The 21417-nt window shown below is 29.9% G+C and carries 21 protein-coding genes and 1 riboswitch; of the genes, 8 read left to right on the top strand and 13 right to left on the bottom strand.

Annotated elements, in window-relative coordinates; genetic code table 11:
• The first annotated feature begins 86 nt into the window (after positions 1 to 86).
• The 5 genes from CA_RS08300 to CA_RS08280 all read left to right on the top strand — a co-directional run bounded on the left by CA_RS08300 (position 87) and on the right by CA_RS08280 (position 6163).
• Complete coding sequence (locus tag CA_RS08300; protein ID WP_010964900.1) at positions 87 to 1190, top strand: permease; 1104 nt, start codon at positions 87 to 89, stop codon at positions 1188 to 1190.
• Between the two features lie 12 nt (positions 1191 to 1202).
• A complete protein-coding gene (locus tag CA_RS08295) occupies positions 1203 to 1940 on the top strand; it encodes a TIGR03943 family putative permease subunit (RefSeq protein WP_010964899.1) in 738 nt (245 codons plus the stop codon).
• Between the two features lie 134 nt (positions 1941 to 2074).
• Entirely contained in the window at positions 2075 to 3505 is a 1431-nt protein-coding gene (locus CA_RS08290; protein WP_010964898.1) for an anion permease, read from the top strand.
• 22 nt (positions 3506 to 3527) lie between these two features.
• Positions 3528 to 5159 carry an NAD-dependent malic enzyme gene (locus CA_RS08285; protein ID WP_010964897.1) on the top strand — a complete coding sequence of 544 codons (1632 nt, stop codon included), beginning with the start codon at positions 3528 to 3530 and terminating at the stop codon, positions 5157 to 5159.
• A gap of 122 nt (positions 5160 to 5281) precedes the next feature.
• A complete protein-coding gene (locus CA_RS08280; RefSeq protein ID WP_010964896.1) occupies positions 5282 to 6163 on the top strand; it encodes a LysR substrate-binding domain-containing protein in 882 nt (293 codons plus the stop codon).
• On the opposite strand, the gene crcB (CA_RS08275) is transcribed toward CA_RS08280, so the two are convergent.
• On the bottom strand, positions 6158 to 6511 hold the full coding sequence (crcB, locus tag CA_RS08275) for a fluoride efflux transporter CrcB (protein ID WP_010964895.1): 354 nt from the start codon (positions 6509 to 6511) through the stop codon (positions 6158 to 6160). The genes CA_RS08280 and crcB (CA_RS08275) overlap by 6 nt on opposite strands.
• 13 nt (positions 6512 to 6524) lie before the next feature.
• Positions 6525 to 6944 (bottom strand): fluoride efflux transporter CrcB, encoded by a 420-nt coding sequence (crcB, locus tag CA_RS08270; RefSeq protein ID WP_010964894.1) that lies wholly within the window; start codon positions 6942 to 6944, stop codon positions 6525 to 6527.
• A 48-nt stretch (positions 6945 to 6992) separates the two neighbouring features.
• A riboswitch (Fluoride riboswitch) is annotated at positions 6993 to 7056 on the bottom strand.
• Positions 7057 to 7316: 260 nt separating this feature from the next.
• Between crcB (CA_RS08270) and CA_RS08265 the strand changes: the two genes are divergently transcribed.
• Positions 7317 to 8594 carry an MFS transporter gene (locus tag CA_RS08265; RefSeq protein WP_010964893.1) on the top strand — a complete coding sequence of 426 codons (1278 nt, stop codon included), beginning with the start codon at positions 7317 to 7319 and terminating at the stop codon, positions 8592 to 8594.
• A gap of 2 nt (positions 8595 to 8596) precedes the next feature.
• On the opposite strand, the gene CA_RS08260 is transcribed toward CA_RS08265, so the two are convergent.
• Positions 8597 to 9526 (bottom strand): ribonuclease Z, encoded by a 930-nt coding sequence (locus CA_RS08260; RefSeq protein WP_014518928.1) that lies wholly within the window; start codon positions 9524 to 9526, stop codon positions 8597 to 8599.
• Positions 9527 to 9890: 364 nt separating this feature from the next.
• Here CA_RS08260 and CA_RS08255 point away from each other — a divergent pair, with 364 nt between their 5' ends.
• On the top strand, positions 9891 to 10454 hold the full coding sequence (locus tag CA_RS08255; RefSeq protein WP_010964891.1) for an AAA family ATPase: 564 nt from the start codon (positions 9891 to 9893) through the stop codon (positions 10452 to 10454).
• A gap of 24 nt (positions 10455 to 10478) precedes the next feature.
• Here CA_RS08255 and CA_RS08250 read toward each other — a convergent pair whose 3' ends face one another.
• From CA_RS08250 to CA_RS08235, 4 genes are all read right to left on the bottom strand, one after another.
• Positions 10479 to 11837, bottom strand: coding sequence for a sensor histidine kinase (locus CA_RS08250; RefSeq protein WP_010964890.1), 1359 nt, complete (start codon positions 11835 to 11837; stop codon positions 10479 to 10481).
• Positions 11838 to 11842: 5 nt separating this feature from the next.
• A complete protein-coding gene (locus tag CA_RS08245; protein ID WP_010964889.1) occupies positions 11843 to 12547 on the bottom strand; it encodes a LytR/AlgR family response regulator transcription factor in 705 nt (234 codons plus the stop codon).
• Positions 12548 to 12617: 70 nt separating this feature from the next.
• On the bottom strand, positions 12618 to 13319 hold the full coding sequence (locus tag CA_RS08240; RefSeq protein ID WP_010964888.1) for a hypothetical protein: 702 nt from the start codon (positions 13317 to 13319) through the stop codon (positions 12618 to 12620).
• 125 nt (positions 13320 to 13444) lie between these two features.
• Positions 13445 to 14758, bottom strand: a complete 1314-nt coding sequence (locus CA_RS08235) for a HAMP domain-containing methyl-accepting chemotaxis protein (RefSeq protein ID WP_010964887.1) — start codon at positions 14756 to 14758, stop codon at positions 13445 to 13447.
• Positions 14759 to 14894: 136 nt separating this feature from the next.
• On the opposite strand from CA_RS08235, the gene CA_RS08230 reads away from it, so the two are divergent.
• The gene (locus CA_RS08230) at positions 14895 to 15227 is read left to right on the top strand and encodes a helix-turn-helix domain-containing protein (RefSeq protein WP_010964886.1); all 333 of its coding nucleotides are present in this window, start codon (positions 14895 to 14897) and stop codon (positions 15225 to 15227) included.
• A gap of 16 nt (positions 15228 to 15243) precedes the next feature.
• On the opposite strand, the gene CA_RS08225 is transcribed toward CA_RS08230, so the two are convergent.
• The 6 genes from CA_RS08225 to CA_RS08200 form a co-directional block, all read right to left on the bottom strand.
• Complete coding sequence (locus CA_RS08225) at positions 15244 to 15870, bottom strand: epoxyqueuosine reductase QueH (RefSeq protein WP_010964885.1); 627 nt, start codon at positions 15868 to 15870, stop codon at positions 15244 to 15246.
• 136 nt (positions 15871 to 16006) lie between these two features.
• Entirely contained in the window at positions 16007 to 16864 is an 858-nt protein-coding gene (locus tag CA_RS08220; RefSeq protein WP_010964884.1) for an SDR family oxidoreductase, read from the bottom strand.
• Between the two features lie 11 nt (positions 16865 to 16875).
• Positions 16876 to 17253, bottom strand: a complete 378-nt coding sequence (locus CA_RS08215; RefSeq protein ID WP_010964883.1) for a TIGR02328 family protein — start codon at positions 17251 to 17253, stop codon at positions 16876 to 16878.
• 262 nt (positions 17254 to 17515) lie between these two features.
• Positions 17516 to 18631, bottom strand: a complete 1116-nt coding sequence (locus tag CA_RS08210) for a 4-hydroxybutyrate dehydrogenase (RefSeq protein WP_010964882.1) — start codon at positions 18629 to 18631, stop codon at positions 17516 to 17518.
• A gap of 118 nt (positions 18632 to 18749) precedes the next feature.
• Complete coding sequence (locus CA_RS08205) at positions 18750 to 19157, bottom strand: YjdF family protein (protein ID WP_010964881.1); 408 nt, start codon at positions 19155 to 19157, stop codon at positions 18750 to 18752.
• A gap of 240 nt (positions 19158 to 19397) precedes the next feature.
• Positions 19398 to 21395 (bottom strand): fructose-1,6-bisphosphatase, encoded by a 1998-nt coding sequence (locus CA_RS08200; RefSeq protein ID WP_010964880.1) that lies wholly within the window; start codon positions 21393 to 21395, stop codon positions 19398 to 19400.
• Positions 21396 to 21417: the final 22 nt, after the last annotated feature.

Here is a 21417-nt window from a genome sequence, read left to right as displayed (position 1 = left end):
AAATAGAATATCTATAATTGTATTGAAAAAGTAAAATCAGTATTGATTTTACTTTTTTATTTAAATATATTAGGTGGTGATATAAATTGGAAAATAGTCGTCATAATGAATTTTTCCTTCCCCTTCTTTTATGCATAATTTTACCCATAATATTTATGCTTACCACAAATATTAAAATACTCAGAAAAACTTTTTCTTTTATACTTCAAAACTCTTTTTTGCAAAGTTTTGTTACTATCTTTATAAGCATTATTTTAGAAGCATTACCTTTTATTATTATAGGTGTATTTTTATCTTCTCTAATTCAAGTATTTATATCAGAAGAAACTCTCTCTAGAATAATACCTAAAAATATTGTTCTTGGAATTTTATCAGCTGCTACTATAGGTCTTATATTTCCTGTATGCGATTGTGCTATAGTACCCATAGTTAGAAGATTACTAAAAAAGGGACTTCCCCTACCAATAGGCATAACCTTTATGCTATCCGTACCAATTATAAATCCAGTGGTTCTTACCTCAACTTATTACGCATTTTTAAGCAATCCACATGCACCACTTATACGTGCTGTTGCTGGATGGATAAGTGCAGTACTAATCGGTTTTATAATAAATAAATTAGACAAAAGTAAAACTAAACAAGCTAAACTACATGAAATTTTATTTAACGAGAGAGTGTACATGCCTAAGAACAATCCTATTGTTACCAGTAATCATAATCATGAACATCATAAGTGCAGTTGTGGTCACGTTCATCACGAAGAAGAAAAATTTTCAGCTCTTACTTTAGTACATGTATTAGATCATGTAAGCTTAGAACTTCAAGATGTGGGGAGATTTGTAATAATGGGTGCATTTCTTTCAGCACTTATGCAAACCTTTATTCCAAGAAAATATATACTATCAATAGGCCATGGTAACATATCATCAATTATAGTTATGATGATTTTGGCATACGTACTATGCGTTTGTTCTGAAACTGATGCTTTTATAGCACGTACTTTTGTAAATCAATTCACCAATGGTTCTATAGTTGCATTTTTAATTTTTGGACCAATGATAGATATAAAAAATACTCTTATGCTTTGTGAAACCTTTAATTTAAAATTTGTATTCAAATTAGTGTCCATAATAATTGTTGTATGTTTTCTCATAGGACTAGCCTTTAATTTTGTTAAAATTCCATTATAAAAGGAGATTGAAATGAAGAACGAATTTAAATGGTTTATAATACTTTTAGGTTTTACATATTACATGTACTATCTTATATCAAGCAAAAAACTTTACCTATTTATACACCCTAAAATGACAGCTTATATAATCTTTGCTTTTGTGATTTTTTTTATATTAATTATTTTCCAACTTAAAAAGCTTTTTACCAGAAAAAATCACTCTTCATTAAAAGCAGCTTCATCTATTTTCTTCGTTCCACTTATACTAGCCTACATTATAAATCCACAGGGATTAAATTCAAATATTGCTGAAAAAAAAGGAATAACAGAACTATCTTCTATAGAATCTACTTCAGGCGCTTCTAAAAGCAAATCCGATTATATAAAATTAAACGATGAAAACTTTTCAGATATGACAACTGAAATAACAAATAATATAATTAAGTACAAAGGTAAAAATATAGAACTTTCCGGTTTTATTTACAAAGACAATTCTTTTCCAAAAAATCATTTTGTAATTGCTAGAATGCTTATAGTATGCTGTGCTGCTGATGCGGAGGTTATAGGACTTACTTGTTATACTGATACTTTTACGGACTTGAAAGAAAATGATTGGGTTACCATAAAAGGTACTATTAGCTCTATGAAAAACTTCGACAAAGAGGATACAAGTCAAAATATAATTCCAGTAATTAATGTAAAAAGCGTTCATTCTATTCAAAAACCTTCTAATCCATATATATATCTTAAAAAAGACCTATCAAAATAATACTTTTCCAAATTTCAAAATATATTTATCAAGTTATAAATAATATTTATAACTTGATAAATAAACTATATTTCTAATTTTACTTCTTCTCTTTTATAATAAACATGAAAAATAAAAGAAAGGAAGCCTTCCATATGAATACCAGTGAAATAAGAAAATCTCATTATAACATTTATCTTAAACTTCTAATATGTATCTTATTTGGAGTTTTTATATGGTTTATACCACACTCAAAGAGTATACAGCCTTTAGCTTGGCATATGCTAGCAATTTTTATAGCTACAATATTGGCCTGTATACTAAAACCACTTCCTATAGGAGCTGTTTCCATAATAGGTTTAACCCTTGCAATAATTACTAACACTATTAATGTAAATACAGGACTGCTAGGCTTTAGTGAAGGAAGTATTTGGCTCATAGTAATAGCATTTTTCATTTCACGAGGATTTATTAAAACAGGTCTAGGCTCAAGGATTGCATATCACTTTATAAAATTATTTGGCAAAAAAACCTTGGGACTTTGCTATTCAATTATATTTTGTGATCTTGTAATAGCACCTGCAACACCAAGCAATACTGCAAGAGCCGGTGGAATAATCTATCCAATAATAAAATCTCTCTCGGAAGCTTTTGGTTCAAAACCAGAGGATAACACTGAAAGAAAGATAGGTTCTTTTTTAATATTCTCTGAATTTCATGGTGATATTATAACTGCCGCAATGTTTTTAACTTCTATGGCCGCAAACCCTCTCGCTAAAACCCTTGCTAAAACTCTTAATGTTAATATTACTTGGTTTGGGTGGTTCCTTGCAGCATTAGTTCCAGGCATAATATCCCTCGTTTTAATTCCACTTATTATTTATAAAATTTATCCACCTGAAATAAAAAATACTCCCAATGCTCCTGAACTCGCTAAAAAGGAATTAGAAAAAATGGGTCCTATGAAAAAAGACGAAAAACTTATGTCTATAGTTTTTGTTATAATACTCTTTTTATGGATCACTGGAAGCTTAACAAAAATAGACGCTACTTTAACTGCTTTTATAGGACTTTCACTGCTTTTAATTTTTAAGGTTATTACCTGGGATGATGTTAAAGGTGAAAAAGGAGCCTGGGATACTTTAATATGGTTCTCAGTTTTAGTTATGATGGCAAATCAGCTTAATAAACTTGGCTTAATCAAATGGTTCAGCACTCTAGTAAAAAATAGTGTACACGGCTTTAGTTGGCCGATTATACTCCTTATTCTTCTTGTTTGCTATTTTTACATTCACTATATATTTGCTAGTGCTACAGCCCATGTAAGTTCCATGTATTCCGCCTTTTTGGCTATTGCTATTGCAGGAGGTGTCCCTCCCCTTCTTGCAGCTTTAAGTTTAGGTTTTTTCGGAAATCTACTTGCTTCAACTACACATTACAGCAGCGGCCCAGCACCGATTCTATTTGGTTCGGGCTATGTTAACCAAAATAAATGGTGGAGCTTAAACTTTATTCTTGGAATAGTATATTTTATTATTTGGCTAGGTATAGGCTCCATATGGTGGAAAGTTATTGGAATATATTAAATTAAAAGGAGATGCATAATTAATGAATAATTTAAAAGGTTTAGAATTACTAAGAAATCCCTTCCTCAATAAAGGTACTGCTTTTACTCTTGAAGAAAGGAAAAAATACGATTTAACCGGTCTTCTTCCTTGTGCTGTAATGACTCTTGAAGAGCAAGAAAAGGTGGTTTATGAAAAGCTTAAATCAATTGATGATGCTTTAGATAAGCATTTTTATTTAATGAACATATACGATACAAATAGAATTCTTTTCTATTATGTGGTAAAAAAACATATCGTTGAACTTCTTCCTATAGTTTATACCCCTACTATTGGAGATGCCGTAATTAATTACTCTAAGAATTACGATACTCCTAAGGATGCTGTCTTCTTATCTATAAACCATCCCGAAAATATAAAAAAATCTATAGAAGCTGTTTCCAATGATTTAGACGATATTAAGCTTATTGTTGTTACTGATGGTGAAGGTGTTCTTGGCATAGGTGATTGGGGTGTTCAAGGTGTGGATATTTCCATTGGTAAACTTGCTGTATACACTGTGGCTGCCGGTCTTAACCCTAGAAATGTCCTTCCTATTGTTATTGATGCAGGTACTAATAATGAAGCTCTTCTCAATGATCCTTTTTATGTTGGCAATAAACACAAAAGAGTTACTGGTGAAAAGTACTACTCCTTCATTGATGAATTCGTAAAAACCTGCACCTCACTTTTCCCTGATGTTCTTCTTCACTGGGAAGACTTTGGACGCGGCAATGCAAGCACTATACTTGAAAAATACAGAAATAACATATGCACCTTTAATGATGATATTCAGGGTACAGGCGTTATGATGGTAGCTGCTCTAAACTCTGTAGCAAAAGTAACTAATACTCCTATTAAAAATCACAAAATACTTGTATTTGGCGGTGGTACTGCTGGTATTGGTGTATCTGATCAAATACTTTTAGAAAAAATTAGAAGCGGTCTTACTCTTGATGAGGCTTTAAAAGATTTTTATATTGTAGATCGTCAGGGCCTTATCACTGAGGATATGCAGGATTTAACTGAAGGACAGAAAAAATATTCTAGAAAAAAAGGTGAATTTAAAAAACCTCTAAAAGACCTTGCAGAGATAGTTGCTGAAGTTAAACCTACTGTACTAATTGGAACCTCCGGAGTTCACGGTGCCTTTACTGAAGCTGTTGTTAAAAACATGGCAAAATCCACTGAAAGACCAGCTATAATGCCAATTTCTAATCCAACAAAGCTTGCTGAAGCAAAAGCTGAGGATATAATAAAATGGTCCGATGGAAATGCTCTTGTGGTTACTGGAAGTCCTTCTTCTCCTGTAGAATACAAGGGTGTAACCTATACAATAGGTCAGGCTAACAATGCCCTTCTTTATCCTGGTTTAGGTCTTGGAATAGTTGTTTCTAAGTCTAAGACTGTTTCTGATGGAATGCTTGCTGCTGCTGCTCACGGTGTTTCTTCTTTAATAGACCTTTCCGTAAAAGGTGCACCTATGCTTCCTGTAATATCAAAGCTTAGAGAAGCCTCAAAGCTTGTAGCTACTGCTGTGGTTAAAGAAGCCGTTAAAGAAAATTTAAATCGTGCACCTATAGTTGATGCTGAAAATGCTGTTGAAAATGAAATTTGGGAACCATACTATAGATAAACTTTCTATCAATTAAGTTTTGTGGTTTTTCCATATAAAAGGTGATTTTTAAGATCACCTTTTATATTTATGTGTTGTTTATATTTTATATTTATTGTATCCTATTTTAGGAGGGATGTACCATGAACTTAAGAGATTTAGAATACTTTAACTGCCTTTGTCAGTATAAAAGCTTTACCGAAACCGCAAAACTTCTTTATGTTTCTCAACCTTCTATAACCATGTCGCTGCACAGATTAGAAAAGGAATTGGATACGGAACTAATTATACGTGATCATAATAAAAATAAATTTTCACTAACCGAATCTGGAAAAATTCTTGAGAAACATTCTTCAAATATCCTTAATGAAATAGAGACAGTAAAATTTGAAATTTCAAAATTAACTAGAAACAAGATTAAGCTTGGCGTTCCCCCAATAATCGGAGCCTACTTTTTTCCACCTTTTATGAAAAGTCTTATAAAAAATAATTTAGCTGAGGAAATACAGCTTGTAGAAACAGGTTCAGCTGCAATGAAAAACTTAATAATATCAGGAAAAGTTGATATGGCCCTTCTAGGTTCTCTTAGTCCTATAGAAAATTCAGCTGTAAACTCAATAATATTGAAAAAAGATGCCTTTATGTTATGCGTAAGTAAAGATCATCCCCTATCTTCTGCAAGTAACCTAAATATCAAAAGCCTATCTAAAGAAAAATTTATAGTACTTGGCGATTCCTATCTTCACAATAAAGTATTCAATGACATTTGTTCAAAAAATAATATTTCACCAGATAGTGTATACTATACTAATGAAATACAAACTGCAAAGTCATTAATAGCTTCTGGACTTGGTATAGGAATAATGATAAATATGGCTGTAAAAAACATGGATACAATAAAAGCAATACCACTTTTAGAGCCCATTATTTTTTATATTTCTATTGTTATAAAAAAGGATCATTATATGACTTTGCACGAAAAAAAAATTAAATCTATATTAACTGAAAAAATAAACAACCTATAATTGACTTATAAATTCACCCATGTAAAAACCTAAGATTCCAATTATTATGGATGATAAAATATATATTAAGGCATTTAATTTCTTCTTATTTTCAAACAAATTAAATCCTTCATACATAAATGTAGAGAAAGTAGTATATGCTCCTAAAAAGCCGTCAGCTAAAATCATTGAAAGATTTTTACCTGCACCTGACTTAGTTATAATTCCGAGTAAAAAAGCTCCTGTTATATTTATTATGAATGTACCCCATGGGAATTTTGATTTAGTTCTTTTTGAAATTATATCTCCAATTTTATATCTTACAATACTCCCACAAGCTCCACCAATACCTATTAAAAAATAATCCATCCTTATTTCCTCCCTAAGATGCCTTTTCGTCTTCTTTTCTAACCTTAAGTAACCTAGATAAAATTTTCCTTGCTGACAATGCACCAAAGTATGCAAAAAGTAGTCCAAACACTACCGATACTGTAACATAACAAAAAGCTAAAAAATACAAATTTTTATTCATAAGAATAATTGTTTCTTTGCACATAGTCGAAAAAGTAGTATATGCTCCTACAAAACCAGTTGCAATACCTAGTCTTATTTCTTCATTAAAGCTCCATATTTCATTTGCTGTTATCAAAATTACTGCTAAAATAAATGCTCCACTTAAATTTATCATAAGTGTACTAATTGGAAATTCACCTTTATATACAGGAATTTTTGTGTTCCTTATAAAACACCTTAAAATAGCTCCAATTGCTCCACCTAATCCAATGAGAATATATTTTTTCATAACTCCCTCCTAAAACAATTAATAAAAAGCAAAAAACCCCTACATATTAATTATGCAGAAGTCATCAATCCAAACAGGATATTTACGGGCGAACCTCATCACCTATGAAATTAATTTAATTTTATCAATTAACCTAAAACTTGTCAAATATTTATACTTATAAGATCTTAAATAACGCATTTATATATTAAATAATAAATATTTTTGAGGCATAATCATTTATCTTACATATTGTCATTTATGATCCTTACTTTTAATCCTCACCTAATTTTATAAAAAATTCTATTTACATCCATAAATTCATCCTCTAAAATATATTTAGTGTGTAATTACATATAAATGACAAAATTCAAAAAATGAACGGAGGATTATATGAGAAATTTAAGTAAAGGTGAAAAAAGCTGGATTATGTACGACTGGGCAAATTCTGCTTATAGTACAGCTATAACAGCTACTATTCTTCCTTTATATTTTAAATCAATAGCTTTAAAAAGTGGTGTAAGTGCGGCTTCTTCTACAGCGTACTGGGGATATTCCAATTCAATAGCAACTCTTTTAATAGCTATTTTATCTCCAATATTAGGGACTATGGCAGATTATAAAGGCTATAAAATGAAGCTTTTCAATGTTTTCTTTATTTTAGGAACAAGCTTTACCCTTCTTCTCTCTGTAGTTCCAACTAATTATTGGCTTTTAATAATTTTATTTTATATTCTGACTTCCATAGGTTTCTCTGGAAGCTGCATTTTTTATGATGCCTTTTTAGTAGATGTCAGTGACAATGACAATATGGATAGAGTGTCTTCTTTAGGCTTTGGAATGGGTTACATAGGTAGCAACATACCTTTTATATTGTGTATATTAATAATAGCCTTAGCTCAACTTAAGATAATTCCAATATCCTTTTTTACTGCTTGTAAAATATCCTTTGCAATAACAGCTTTATGGTGGGCAATATTCACAATACCTATGATAAAAAACGTAAAACAGACATATTCAATCAATATAGAAAAAAATCCTGCAAGAAAAAGTTTCTTAAGGTTAAAATCAACTTTAAAAGATATAAAAAAGCATAAACAATTATTCATATTTTTATTATCCTACTTTTTTTATATTGATGGTGTAAATACAATAATTACTATGGCTACTTCGTACGGCTCAGATCTTGGAATTAATTCTACTACAATGTTAGTAATTCTTTTAGTAATGCAATTTATAGCTTTTCCATTTTCCATTATTTTTGGAATGCTGGCAAAAAAGTTTCAAGGCAAAACAATGCTTTATGTAGGGATAGTAATATATTCAATAATTTGTGTATACTCTTACTTTTTAAGAAGCACCTTAGACTTCTGGATATTAGCAATACTTGTAGGAACTTCCCAAGGCGGAATACAAGCATTAAGCAGATCCTACTTGGGAAAGCTGGTACCTAAAAATAAAGCAAATGAGTTTTTTGGCTTCTATAACATATTCGGTAAGTTTTCAGCAATTCTAGGACCTTTTATGGTTGGGATAGTATCTCAAGTTACTGGAAACTCCAACAAAGGCGTGCTTAGCATACTTGTTCTATTTTTAATTGGAGGCATCATCCTAAAAAAAGTACCATCTTATGAAAAAAGTGAAAAAGAATCTAATGTCTACTCTACGTAGGACTAATTATTTTCAAAGTTAATTATCTTAATTTTTCTATCCGAACCTATATGTGTATTTTCAAAAATCTCTTTAGCATTTTCCAAATACTTTTCAGGCTCACTTAATGCAGGACTAAAATGAGTGAGCCACAATTCTTTAACTTCTGCCGCTTTAGCAATTCCTGCTGCCTCTGAAAATATCATATGTTTTTTATCTACTGCCTTCTCCTTTTTCTCCTCTTCTCCATACATGCCTTCACATACAAACAAATCAGATTTATATGCAAACTTATGTAAACTATCAACCGGTCTTGTGTCTGTACAATAGGTTATTTTTATACCTTTCCTACTTTCTCCAAGAACCATATCAGGAACATATAATTTATTTTCATATGTAATTTCTTTTCCCCTCTGAAGCTCATTCCATATTTTTAACGGAACTTCATTTGCCTTTGCCTTATTTACATCGAATTTTCTTTTTCTATTTACCCTTACAGAATAAGAAAGACACTCTATACTGTGATCCACCGGAAGAGCAAAAATCTCCACGTCTTCAATTTTAAAAACCTTATCTAAAAAGTTGTCACTGCATTTAGAATCTAATTCTATTAACTCTATTTCATAAGGAAAAAATGGAGCAACCACTGTAAGTCCTTTTACAACCTCCCTTAAACCCTCAGGTCCTATTATTGTAAGAGGATCTATTCTTCCTGAGTTTGCTATAGTAAGTAGAAGTCCTGTGAGTCCCATAACATGATCTGCATGATAATGAGTAAAACATATTACATCTATATCTTTAAAACCCCATGCAATTTCTTTCATGGACACCTGAGTTCCCTCTCCACAATCTATTAATATTTTTCTTCCATTGTACGATATTAAAAGAGACGTTAAATTTCTATCTGAAGTGGGAAGACTTCCTCCACACCCTAAAAGACAAATATCTAACATATTTATTAACACCCACCTTCCAAAATTCCAAGCTTATATCAATTTTTATATTTAAATTAGTTTTACCAAAATGAAAAAATCATATTTATGTAATTCCCATATGATAGTTTTTTATTTCTAATTTCACAAAACAATTTTTTAAGTTTCAGTATAAATACCTAAATATCCCTACATAATATCAATATAACAATTAATAAAAGTATACCCTTGGCAATGTTCATTGTAAAGTCAACACCTAAAAATTTATTATTTTTTATTATTTTTTATTATATTTCAATAATTTTTAATCACAACAATAAAATTTATGGTATAATAAAATCGTGTTTATGTTAAAATTTCTACATGCAAAAGGGAGTGTTTTTTTATGAAAAAATATTTAATATTAGTAGGTTCTCCACCAGCTTGTGGTAAAACTTATGTTTCTGGAGAATTAGCAAAGAGACTTAATAATCCAGTATATCTTGATAAAGATACTGTAATTCCTCTATCAAAAATGGTTTTTAAGGCTGCAAATCAGCCATATAATAGAGATTCTGATTTCTTCAAGGAATACGTTAGAGATGCTGAATACATAGTTACATTTGACTTAGCTTTTGAAAGTCTTAATTACAACAATTGTGTAATTGTTAATGCACCTTTTTCTAAAGAGTTTAGAGACAAGGGCTACATGAATAATCTAAAAAACAAATTAAAAAAATACAATGCTGAATTAATTCCTGTTTGGGTAAGCTGTGATATAGATGTGTGTCATAAAAGGATGATAAAAAGAAACTCCGATAGAGACACATGGAAATTAAATAACTGGGATGAGTACGTAAAAGGACAAAACTATACTACTCCTGATTTAGAAGGACTTTTTGTTGTAGATAACTCATCTAATGAAGACTTTGAAGCTGGTCTTAAGAAATTATTAGAAAAGGTTTTATAGGAATTATCCTATAAAACCTTTTTCTTATATACTAACCATTATGTTAAGTATAACCATGTTTTTTTCTTCCTTTATATCAAAAGTTCCACTATACTTTTTTACAGCTTCCTTAATATTAGAAATACCAATGCCGTGATTGGTCTCACTTTTTTTAGTACTTATAATATTATTATTGCAGTATTTAATTCCCTCTTCACAACTGTTTGATATTTCTATTATTAAAAAAGAATTCTTAACAATAGATTTAATAGATATTCTTTTATGTAATTCTAAATTTTTTATTTTTCTGCAAGCCTCAATAGCATTATCAAGTGAATTATTTAAAATAATACTCAAATCGATAGGTTCTATACCTGCCTTTTCTGGCATTATAAAATCACAATATAACTCTATCCCTTCATTTTTAGCAATAGTATATTTTTCATTTATAACCGCATCTGCAACTGCATTACCAGTTTTTATAATGAAGTCTAGTTTTTTTATTGTTTCAGAGATATTATTTAGATAATTTTTTAACACATCAATATTATCAGAATAAGCTAGATTTCTTAAGCAGTTTATGTGTTTATTAATGTCATGCATTACCCCTCTTGTATTTTTATAAAGATTTTGAATATTTTTATTGTGTTCAAATTGTAAATTAAGCTGCTGCTGCATAAGAATACTTTTTTCTCTCTCCTCTTCCCCATCTAACATTTTTTGAAAGGTATACGCTGCAATAAAAATTGAAAGGATTAAAAACAATCCAATAAAAGGAAGCATACAATAAATGCTTGAGAAGATCTCTGGTAAATAATATTCACCTTTTCCCGTATCTACTAATTGTACATTGTAAAACAAGAAGCTTATTCCATAAATCGAAATACACGGCATTACTAAATACAATTGCTTGTATATATTTAATTCGCTATTTTTTATCTTAAGTATTGAGCATATACATTTTAACAACATAAATAAAAATATTTCATTTAAAATGTCCCTAAAATTTATTAGTATTAGATTGAAAATTTTTAAATAATCTTTATTTATAAAAGCTCTACTCATAACATGATCTATTTTAAAATCTACTATTAAAAACGTAAGACTTATCAAAATCAGTATATTTTCTATTAGCATAACTGAATAAATTTTAACCAAAGATTTGCCTCTGCATGTTAAAAAAATAATTATAATTTCAATTAAAATAATTATAAGTATAGATTTAAAACCTAATTTATCACTAACTGTATTAGAAATTATCGAAACAATAATCTCTAATACAAAAAATAAATATATTTTTCTTTTTTTAGAAAACCCTAAAAACTCTCTATAAAAGTAATATTTAATCGCTATAAGAAGTGCATTAGTTATAAAAGAATTTATGTATATTTGAATCTCATTCATAATCTTTATGCTTCTCCTTTTAGATAGTACATAAAAGTCTTTAAAAAATCATTCAACCTATACTTTGATATATAAATTTTATCGTTATTTTCTAATGTAATAGATGTATTATCATAACTTTTTACATATCCCAAATTTACTATGTAACTTTTGTGACATCTAAAGAAATTATACTCCCTAAGCTCCTCTTCAAGTTGAGATATCTTATTATAATACTCAATTACATCATATGTAGTATGTATCTTTATTTTTCTCTTTTCTGCCTCTATATAGGTTATATCTCTTAAAAAAACCTTTGTGGACTTACTTATGGTTTTGGTTATAATAAACCTGTCCTGCTTTTCAAATTCAGCTAATGCTTCATTCAATATTTTTTTTATTCTTTCTTGGTCTATTGGCTTTATAATATAATTAAAGGCCCTTACATCAAAGGCATCAAAAACATAATCTCTGTACGAGGTTACAAATATTATAACAGCATCCTTAGATATATTTCTTATATTTTTGGCTAATTCTATACCGTTCATTTTTTCCATTTTTATATCTAAAAAATACAAATCAAACTTTATTATAGACTTTAGAACTTGCTCAGCTTGCTCAAATTTCAATATTGTAAAATCCTTTTGATTATATTTTAAATGTTTATTAATTATATGTACTATTTCCTCCCTCTCAATATCGTTATCATCACAAACAGCTATTTTAAGCATAAAATAAAGTCACCTCTTTAAATTATTATATCACAAAAGGCCTGTACTTCTTACAGACCTTTTATGTCAATTACGCTGACTTACATATTAACTGCTTATTATAATCCTCTTTAATATTTTTCTTATAACTTTTTAAAGCATGTTTCCTATAAGCCCTGCTATTGCTCTTATTTTTCTTTATTTTATCTAATTCATTTTTTAGATCTTTGTCTAACTTTTGACCGGCAGATTCCAAAGTATCTATTCTTTGTTCTTTATATTTAGTATTTACTCTCCTGGCTTTATCTTCCTCTACCTCGTATTTTAGTGTATTGGCTTCTCCCGTATTTTTTATTTTCCTCGAAAATATTGTTTTGGCTTTATCTAAACTACAACCATCTTGTATTAACTCTTTTGAGGAGTCATCATCCTTACTATCATTGTCATTAACTTTAGAGTTTTCTTTACTTTCACTATTTTTTTCAAGTGACTCATTTTGTTTTTGCATCTGTACTTCAGATATTTGTTTATCAATTTCTTCAATCTGCTTATCCACACCCTGAAGCTCCACTTGTATATCCTGCTGACTTTCTCCTCTTTCTAAAGCTTTTTTGAATAATTTTTCTCTATTTTGCTGAACTTTTTCTTTTTGATTTTGTAACTCTTGAATTTCCTTATCCATTTGCCCATAAATCTTTATATTATCACACAAATTCTCTTTAATATTTGTTTTAGTTTTTCCATCGTGTCTAGAATGACTAAATGATTGACTAAAACTAATAGCAGCTATCATATCTTTTCCTCCTATACAACAAATTTATAATAGCTATATCGTAAGAATATGTCTCTATAACATACATTGTGTACCAAAAGGAAATAAAAATGTAATCAATAGTTATATATGACTTTCATAGCAGATCATATATTGAATTTTTGTATTATTTCAGTTAGCTTTTCTGCACTTTGAGCTTGACTTTGTGCAGCTTCTGCTACCTGCTCAATTGCCTTGGTTGTTTCACTTATAGCACTCTTTATATTACCTGTATGTTCAGCTGTTATTTCCGCTCCTTCAGCCATATGCAGCGTAGCATCACTAACTTGTCCAACTGTAGCTGATATTTCTTCTGACATAGACGCTACTTCCTCAGACATACCACTTACAAATTTAGAATCATTATAATATTCGTCTGCCATTTTTCCAAAATTTTCAAGTTGGGGAGATACATTCTTTTCTATAAACTGAAGCATATCCTTGCTTGTTGATGATGCAGCTCTAAAAGCATCATTTACTTTAGATATCATAGACTTTATATTTTCTACAGACTGTGAAGATTTCTCTGAAAGCTCTCTAATTTCATCAGCAACCACAGCAAACCCTTTACCCATTTCTCCTGCTCTTGCAGCTTCTATGGATGCATTTAATGCCAAAAGATTAGTCTGCTCTGCAATACTAGAAATAGTATCTGCCATTAATTTTATATTATTAACAACCTTCCCCTTCTCTATAACCTCTAAAAGCTCCTTCTCTTTTTCTTTATATAATAAATTCGCTTTTTCTATAGCTTCTTTACTTTCTTTTCTAATTTGCTCTGCCTTTTGTTTCGATTTATCAGCATTGTCACTGCCTTCGATTGATTTATTTGATAATTCGTTTATACTAGAATTAACTTCTTGTACTGATGCTGTTATTTCCTCACTTGCTGCACTAGTATCATTCACACTTGAAACTATTTCATTTGTAGCTTCATCTATAGTTTCTGACTTAGATGTAATTTCTTCTACCGTTGCTGCAAGCTCCTCACTAGCAGAACTAACAATTTCAGACTCCTTAATTATATCCTTTACTATACCTTTAAGATTTTCTTGTGATTTTATGAGTGCCCCTCTTACCTCTCCAAACTCATCAGTTCTATCTACAGTGTAATTTTTAGATAAGTCGAAATTTGAAATTGCCCGTGCAAAATTCATTACTCCTTTTAACTGAGAATCTATATCTATTGATATAATTATTGCAAAGATTGCACCTAAAATTGCTCCCACTACAGTAAAAATAATAATTATCTTTACTTGATTTGCCACCACCTGTGCACTATTATGAATATTATAAGAATTTTGGGAAAGCATTTCTAATGAATAAGTTGAAATACTACCTATTATTATTATAAATAGTGTAACTACAAAGAAGCATGCTGCTAACTTTGTTCTCACCTTTAAATTTTTAATGAAACTCACATAAATTCCTCCTTTGATTTTATACCAATATAATTCTACAATATTCTCTAACTTTTGTAAACTTATGAGTTTATTTTAACTCTAGAGTTTATATTAAAATTATTTTATAAATGATATATTTATAAGGGTGATAATTATGTACATAGATTATTCCATAATAGGAGATAGAATAAGAAATTCTAGAAAGTCAAAAAATTATACTCAAGAAAATTTAGCCGAATATTTGGACGTTTCCACTGTTTATGTAAGTAAAATTGAATGTGGAAAAACAAAAATCAACTTAGAAACATTAATGAAAATCTGCAAATTTCTAAACATCACACCATCATATATTCTAACAGGGTCGACTACCGATTCTGAGAATTATCAAAAAAATGAAATAACCGACATGCTCAAAACATGCCCTCCAGAAAAAATAAAATTGATATCAAGTATGATAAAATTAATTGTGAATTTCGAAAAAAAATAAGCACCATTTTCGGTGCTTATTTTTCTTCATTTCTTTCATTTTTAGAGAATATACATCCACAATAATCTTGTCTATATAATTTATATATATTAGAAAGTTCAATGGAGCGTTTATATCCATTTTTCTTCTTAAAATCAGAATATAGATATTTAACCTTATATTCTTTTGAAAGTCTCTCTCCTATTTCGTTTAATTTCTGAGCATTCTTATATGGACTTATGGATAAAGTAGTTGTGAAATAATCATAGTTTTCATTTTTAGCTAGTTTGGCTGCTTCTAGAAGTCTTAACTCATAGCATTTGAAACATCTTTCTCCGCCTTCTCTTTCCTTCTCAAACCCTTGTATGCATTCATAAAATCTCTTAGTTTCATAATCTCCCTCAATAAAGTTAACCTTATATTTAGTATTAAATTCAGAAATAAAATCCTTTTCTTCTTGAACCCTTCTTCTATACTCATCTTCAGGATATATATTAGGGTTATAATAAAAAACTGTTATATTAAAGTAATTGGATAAGTATTCAACTACATAAGTACTGCATGGAGCACAACAACTGTGAAGAAGAAGCGATGGCACTTTATTCTCTTTTAAAATTTCTTCAATTGTTTCGTCAAGCTTTTTCTGATAATTTACCTTCATCATTTTATCAATCCTTTAAAGTAATTTATTCATTTTATTATAACAATAATTTTATAACAATAAATAAATATTTAAAAGTCATAAATTAATTTTCATAGAAAAAAATCATGCACAAAACTTCTGTGCATGATTTTTCAGCCTACATTACTATTTCTCCACCATTTACATGGATTGTTTGACCAGTTATATACGAAGACATTTCTGATGCTAAAAATACATATGCACCTGCACATTCTACTGGCTGACCTGGTCTTTCAAGAGGTACATTTGAGCCAAATTCCGAAACCTTATTTTCATCAAAAGATGCTGAAATAAGTGGAGTCCAAATTGGTCCTGGCGCTACAGCATTTACTCTTATACCTGATTTAACTAAAGAAGTTGATAAGGATTTTGTAAATGCTAAGATTGCTCCCTTTGTCATGGAGTAATCAATAAGTGTTTCATTTCCCTTAAAAGCCACAACAGATGTTGTATTTATTATGCTTGAACCAGCCTTCATTTTACTTATTGCTGCTCTTGTCATATAAAAAGTTCCATATACATTTGTTTTGAAGGTTCTATCAAATTGTTCATTTGATATATCAGCTATGCTGTTTTGAGGATACTGCATTGCAGCATTGTTTACTAATATATCTATCTTATCATATGCTCTTATTGTGTTTTCTATTGCATAGTTACAAAAATTAGTATCTCCTATATCTCCAGGCATAAGTGTACATTTTCTTCCTAAGCCATCTATTATTTTTTTCGTCTCGTCAGCATCTTGGTGCTCATCATAGTATATTATAACAACATCTGCACCTTCATGTGCATATGCCACAGAAACCGCTCTTCCTATTCCACTGTCTCCTCCTGTGATAATTGCGGTCTTTCCTTTTAAGAGTCCCCTTGATTTATTATACTTTTCATCATAATATATAGGAGCTGGATTCATTTCATACTCGTAACCTGGTTGATGATTTTGATGCTGCTTTGGAAAAGTATTTGGAAAATTCATATAAAGACCTCCTAAAAAAGTTCAATTCCCTTATTTCTTAAATTTGCTAAACATTCATTAAGATATTCATCATCATGCTCTTTATAAATGTTTTTTGATGCCTTAATTTCTTCTATTAATTCAAAGTTCAAATTCGCCTTTTCACAGTTCTTGCCTCTGTAATTATAGTCCATCCACTGATCTGACACATTATAATTTCTTGTTGCCATCTCCTCCATTACAAGAAGATGATAAGCAACAAGATATTCCATAGGATGACAAAAAACATAATCAACTACACTATGTTTTTTCCCCCACGCATTTCCTCTAAGTGCACAACATTCTCTATGCTGACCTAAAAGCTGTTGCCTTGGTAATTTTGTAATCAAAGATTGATGCCATAAACGCATTGTTTGTTCTCCCTTATGTTTTCCTTTTGATTGTTAATTATTCATATTAAATTTATTTATAGTACTGATATATAAAAAGAGTTTTATAAATTGAAAATAGGACAATATGAATTTACATACAAAGACGAGAGTAGATTCCTGCATTGAATATTAGTATATTTGAAAATAAAAATTTTAATACATTTAAAGCAAATATAAAGCTTTAAAAAAATAATCATCTCACTGCCAAAACCTTAGCAGCAAGATGATTATACCTATAATATTAAAATAGTCTTTTATATATGCCCTTAATTTCATCTCTTGATAAAGGGACATAGTTGTTTAAAAGAAGTCTTTGTTGTCCTTCTATAACGCTATCTGTAAATTTGTCGATTTCCTCTTCATTCATCCCATAATCCTTAAGTGGTTTTCTTGAAAGAAGCTTATCTAAAAGATTAGACAAACTATCATAAACCGAAGTGGAATCACACTCCAATGCATCCTGTAAAATTTTATTTAAAGCTTTTATGCTTCCATCAGGCTTTAATCCATTATATGTACTAAAAACCTCTATAAAAAATTGATAGTTAGCTTCTCCATGAGGAATATGATATACTCCACCAAGAGGATAAGATAGCGCATGTACCGCTCCAACTCCAGCATTTCCAAATGCTATTCCTGCATAATTACTACCAATTATAAAATCATTAATAATATTATTTTTATATTCTTCGCCGTTCTTAATTACTTCCTTATAACCATTTATTATCAATTTTATAGCTTCAACACTAAACATTTTAGTAAAATGATTGGCTTTAGGTGAAACATAGGATTCTACAGCATGTATAAGTGCATCAATTGAACTTGTTACAAAAAACTTAAATGGTAATGTTTTAACAAATTCAGGAATAAATACTGCATAATCAGCATAAAGCTCATCACAGGCAAGTCCCATCTTCGTATGCTTTGATTTTATTTCAGCTATTGATACATTTGTAACTTCACTTCCGGTACCACATGTGGTTGGAATCAAAATCAATTCCTTTTCTTTAACTATTGGCACCTTTTTTTCAAACAAATCTATTGACTTTTTAGTAGGCTTTAAAGCCAAAAGCTTACATATATCTAAAATAGTGCCTCCACCAATTCCTATGATTCTATTTATATCTTCTTTTTCCATATCACTTACTATTGCATCTATCATATCATCTGATGGTTCTCCTATGCCATAGCTTTTACGAAATACAAATTTACTCTTAAGATTAAGATTTTCTATAGATGACTTATACAGGGACTCATCAGTTAAAACAAAATCACCTTTACCCAATTTAAATTCTTCTGCGAACTTAGAAAAATCATTGAACTCATATATTTCTGGTACCAAACTTAATAATTTCATGTTATATCTCCTTAACTAACAATGACATTTGTTCTATATTACTACAATAACCTTAATACCACAATGTAATAAACCTACAAAGAATTATGCTTGTACTTATATAGATCATACAAATGTTCTAATGACCTCTCTTTTTCTTTTTCTTCTTTTCCTGTTTTAACCTGAATTTATTTTCTTCATATTCCTTCTTTTTAGACTTAATAAAAATTCTTCTTTCTTCTTTTCTTGCTTCTAAATCCAACTTTATTGCATTTTGTGCCTTTGTACCAATTCCAATTACTACTTCCTTTTTAATTTTTCTTTGAAGTCTCTTAGGATTTATTCTTCTTTTAGTAACCTTTTCATCTTTTAGAGGTTTAGTAAAGTGTAATCTTCTGAAATTATTTAGCACAAATTTATACACTTCATAATCCTTAGGCTCCGCACCAAAAACAATTCTGGAAACTTCATACTCTCCATTATTTGTTCTTTCAAATATTCCTACCCAAAATGGTTCTTCAAAAAATACTGTTAAAGATATATTCATTTTATTCCCTCGCTTATTTAAGTTTTTAAGAAGAGTGGACAACCCGCGAGGGCAGGTTACTGACATTTATTTTATATGAATATAAATGCGTTTGGACTACCAACCAAACTGTGTTTTTATCTTCTTATAAAATTTTAAATAAGTTTAAATTTTATGTCAAGACAAAATAAGGCAAATCCACGTTATATGTTATAACTAAAAAGAGAGGACATAAAATTCTCTCTTTTTTTGTACATAATCTTAACTTTTTACAAATTCCTTAATAAGCCCCTTCTTATAAGCTAAAAGCAATAGGTTCAACTCATAGAGCTGCTTTTTCAAATCTTTCCCTATATCAGTATCTCCTACTCTTTTTCTTCTTACCGATTTTTCAAATATAACAGTAGAAGATATTATATCTGTTTCTTCTTTTATTGCTTTTTCAGTTGTTTCAAACAGTTCATGTGATACAAGTTGAAGTCCAAAAGAGTTATATATTAAGGTATATCCAGCGATTCCAGTTTTACTTTGATATGCCTTTGAAAACCCTCCATCAATAACTATTAATTTCCCATTTGCCTTTATTGGATTTTCTCCATTTTTACTTTCTACAGGAACATGCCCATTTATAATATGAGCTTGCTCAGAATCAAGTCCAAATTCCCTTAAAATATTGATACATATATCTTCATCATCTCTGTAATGATAATATGGGTCTTTCTTTTCATAATGTGTCTTCTTATCGTCAATAAAATATCTTTCAAATGTTGTCATTTTTTCTTTACCAAAAAGTGGCGAAAAAGGGCCTGACCAAAGATACCATATCATATCATTCTCATACTTACTGTTTTTAGAATTTTCTTCATAAAAAAAGCTTTTTCTAGCTAAAACATCAAGTTTATCTAAAAGTGCCTTTCCCTTATACTTATGACTTCCTATTAACACCTCTTTAAAGGTTCCGTCCTCATTTAAAGGTATACAGCCATGGTATAACAAATTAGAGTTAAATTTTAGGTACAGATTTCCATGAGAAAATAAAAACCTTACATGCCTGTTTAGTTTCTCACTATTTACAAATGAAGATCTTAATTTTTCAACTACCTCCCTCTCCTCATCTATAAGTTTATATGGATCATTTTTATCTATAGTTGGAAAGCTTGTATCATTTAATTTATACTTTTTACCATCCAATTCTATGGTACTGTCTTCAAAGTTGATTTTGTTTAGAAGCATCCTATGTTCCATCTTAAACTCAGGATGTCTTTTTATAGCTTCTCCTTCAAGCTTAAACTGTATTATCGCAATAGCCTTATGCATTTTACCTATAAGTTCAATTTCCTTGACTGTATAACTTTTATCAGATTCTATCTTAGGTTCAAAATTCTTGCACTTATCGTTTCCGTAAAAGTCCATAGCAAAAGTGGCTAATGGCAACAAATTAATTCCGTAACCATCTTCTATAGTTGACAGATTTGCATATCTTGCAGAAATTCTTATTACATTTGCCATGCATACTGAAGAACCGGATGCAGCTCCCATCCATAAAATATCATGATTTCCCCATTGAATATCTACCGCATGATACTCTTCAAGCTTATCCATTATAATATCCGCCCTTGGACCTCTATCAAAGATATCACCTATTATGTGAAGTCTATCTACTACAAGCCTCTGTATAAGCTTTGATATTGCAGTTATAAACTCCTTAGCCCTATCTATGCTTATAATAGTCTTTATTATCTCGTCATAATATTCCTGCTTATCTACTCCCTTGGGTTGTTCATGCAAAAGCTCCTCAATTATATACGAAAATTCTTTAGGAAGAGCTTTTCTTACTTTAGAACGAGTATACTTTGAGGAGACATTCCTGCAAACCTCTATAAGCCTATACAGTGTTATTTTATACCAGTCATCAATATTTTTTTCCTGCTTTAATATTATATCCAGCTTCTGCTCCGGATAATAAATCAACGTAGCAAGACTTTTCTTTTCACTCTGCATAAGTCTATTTCCGAAAATATCGTCTATTTTTCTTTTTATTACTCCAGAGGCGTTCTTAAGTACATGTATGAATTGTTCATATTCCCCATGAACATCTGATAAAAAGTGTTCCGTTCCTTTAGGTAGGTTTAAAATAGCCTGTAGATTGATTATTTCCGTAGCTGCTTCGTTAATTGTTGGGTACTGTTTCGAAAGAAGAACTAAGTACTTTAAATTGTCCTTAATTTCTTCGTTTTTGGTGTTACTTTCTAATAGCATAATAATTTTAACCCTCCGTATA

The organism is Clostridium acetobutylicum ATCC 824, assembly GCF_000008765.1.
GTDB lineage: Bacteria > Bacillota > Clostridia > Clostridiales > Clostridiaceae > Clostridium_S > Clostridium_S acetobutylicum.
This window is presented reverse-complemented; position numbering and strand designations above follow the sequence as displayed.

Excerpts from the sequence above, each read along its gene's own strand:
- CA_RS08210 (WP_010964882.1), bottom strand. The coding sequence starts at position 18,631 with ATGAAATTATTAAGTTTGGTACCAGAAATATATGAGTTCAATGATTTT.
- CA_RS08245 (WP_010964889.1), bottom strand. The coding sequence starts at position 12,547 with ATGCTTAAAATAGCTGTTTGTGATGATAACGATATTGAGAGGGAGGAA.
- CA_RS08200 (WP_010964880.1), bottom strand. The coding sequence starts at position 21,395 with ATGCTATTAGAAAGTAACACCAAAAACGAAGAAATTAAGGACAATTTA.
- CA_RS08230 (WP_010964886.1), top strand. The coding sequence starts at position 14,895 with ATGTACATAGATTATTCCATAATAGGAGATAGAATAAGAAATTCTAGA.
- CA_RS08250 (WP_010964890.1), bottom strand. The coding sequence starts at position 11,837 with ATGAATGAGATTCAAATATACATAAATTCTTTTATAACTAATGCACTT.
- CA_RS08295 (WP_010964899.1), top strand. The coding sequence starts at position 1,203 with ATGAAGAACGAATTTAAATGGTTTATAATACTTTTAGGTTTTACATAT.
- CA_RS08225 (WP_010964885.1), bottom strand. The coding sequence starts at position 15,870 with ATGATGAAGGTAAATTATCAGAAAAAGCTTGACGAAACAATTGAAGAA.
- CA_RS08260 (WP_014518928.1), bottom strand. The coding sequence starts at position 9,526 with ATGTTAGATATTTGTCTTTTAGGGTGTGGAGGAAGTCTTCCCACTTCA.
- CA_RS08205 (WP_010964881.1), bottom strand. The coding sequence starts at position 19,157 with ATGAATATATCTTTAACAGTATTTTTTGAAGAACCATTTTGGGTAGGA.
- CA_RS08220 (WP_010964884.1), bottom strand. The coding sequence starts at position 16,864 with ATGAATTTTCCAAATACTTTTCCAAAGCAGCATCAAAATCATCAACCA.
- crcB (WP_010964895.1), bottom strand. The coding sequence starts at position 6,511 with ATGGATTATTTTTTAATAGGTATTGGTGGAGCTTGTGGGAGTATTGTA.
- crcB (WP_010964894.1), bottom strand. The coding sequence starts at position 6,944 with ATGAAAAAATATATTCTCATTGGATTAGGTGGAGCAATTGGAGCTATT.
- CA_RS08240 (WP_010964888.1), bottom strand. The coding sequence starts at position 13,319 with ATGATAGCTGCTATTAGTTTTAGTCAATCATTTAGTCATTCTAGACAC.
- CA_RS08265 (WP_010964893.1), top strand. The coding sequence starts at position 7,317 with ATGAGAAATTTAAGTAAAGGTGAAAAAAGCTGGATTATGTACGACTGG.
- CA_RS08215 (WP_010964883.1), bottom strand. The coding sequence starts at position 17,253 with ATGCGTTTATGGCATCAATCTTTGATTACAAAATTACCAAGGCAACAG.
- CA_RS08290 (WP_010964898.1), top strand. The coding sequence starts at position 2,075 with ATGAATACCAGTGAAATAAGAAAATCTCATTATAACATTTATCTTAAA.
- CA_RS08280 (WP_010964896.1), top strand. The coding sequence starts at position 5,282 with ATGAACTTAAGAGATTTAGAATACTTTAACTGCCTTTGTCAGTATAAA.
- CA_RS08255 (WP_010964891.1), top strand. The coding sequence starts at position 9,891 with ATGAAAAAATATTTAATATTAGTAGGTTCTCCACCAGCTTGTGGTAAA.
- CA_RS08285 (WP_010964897.1), top strand. The coding sequence starts at position 3,528 with ATGAATAATTTAAAAGGTTTAGAATTACTAAGAAATCCCTTCCTCAAT.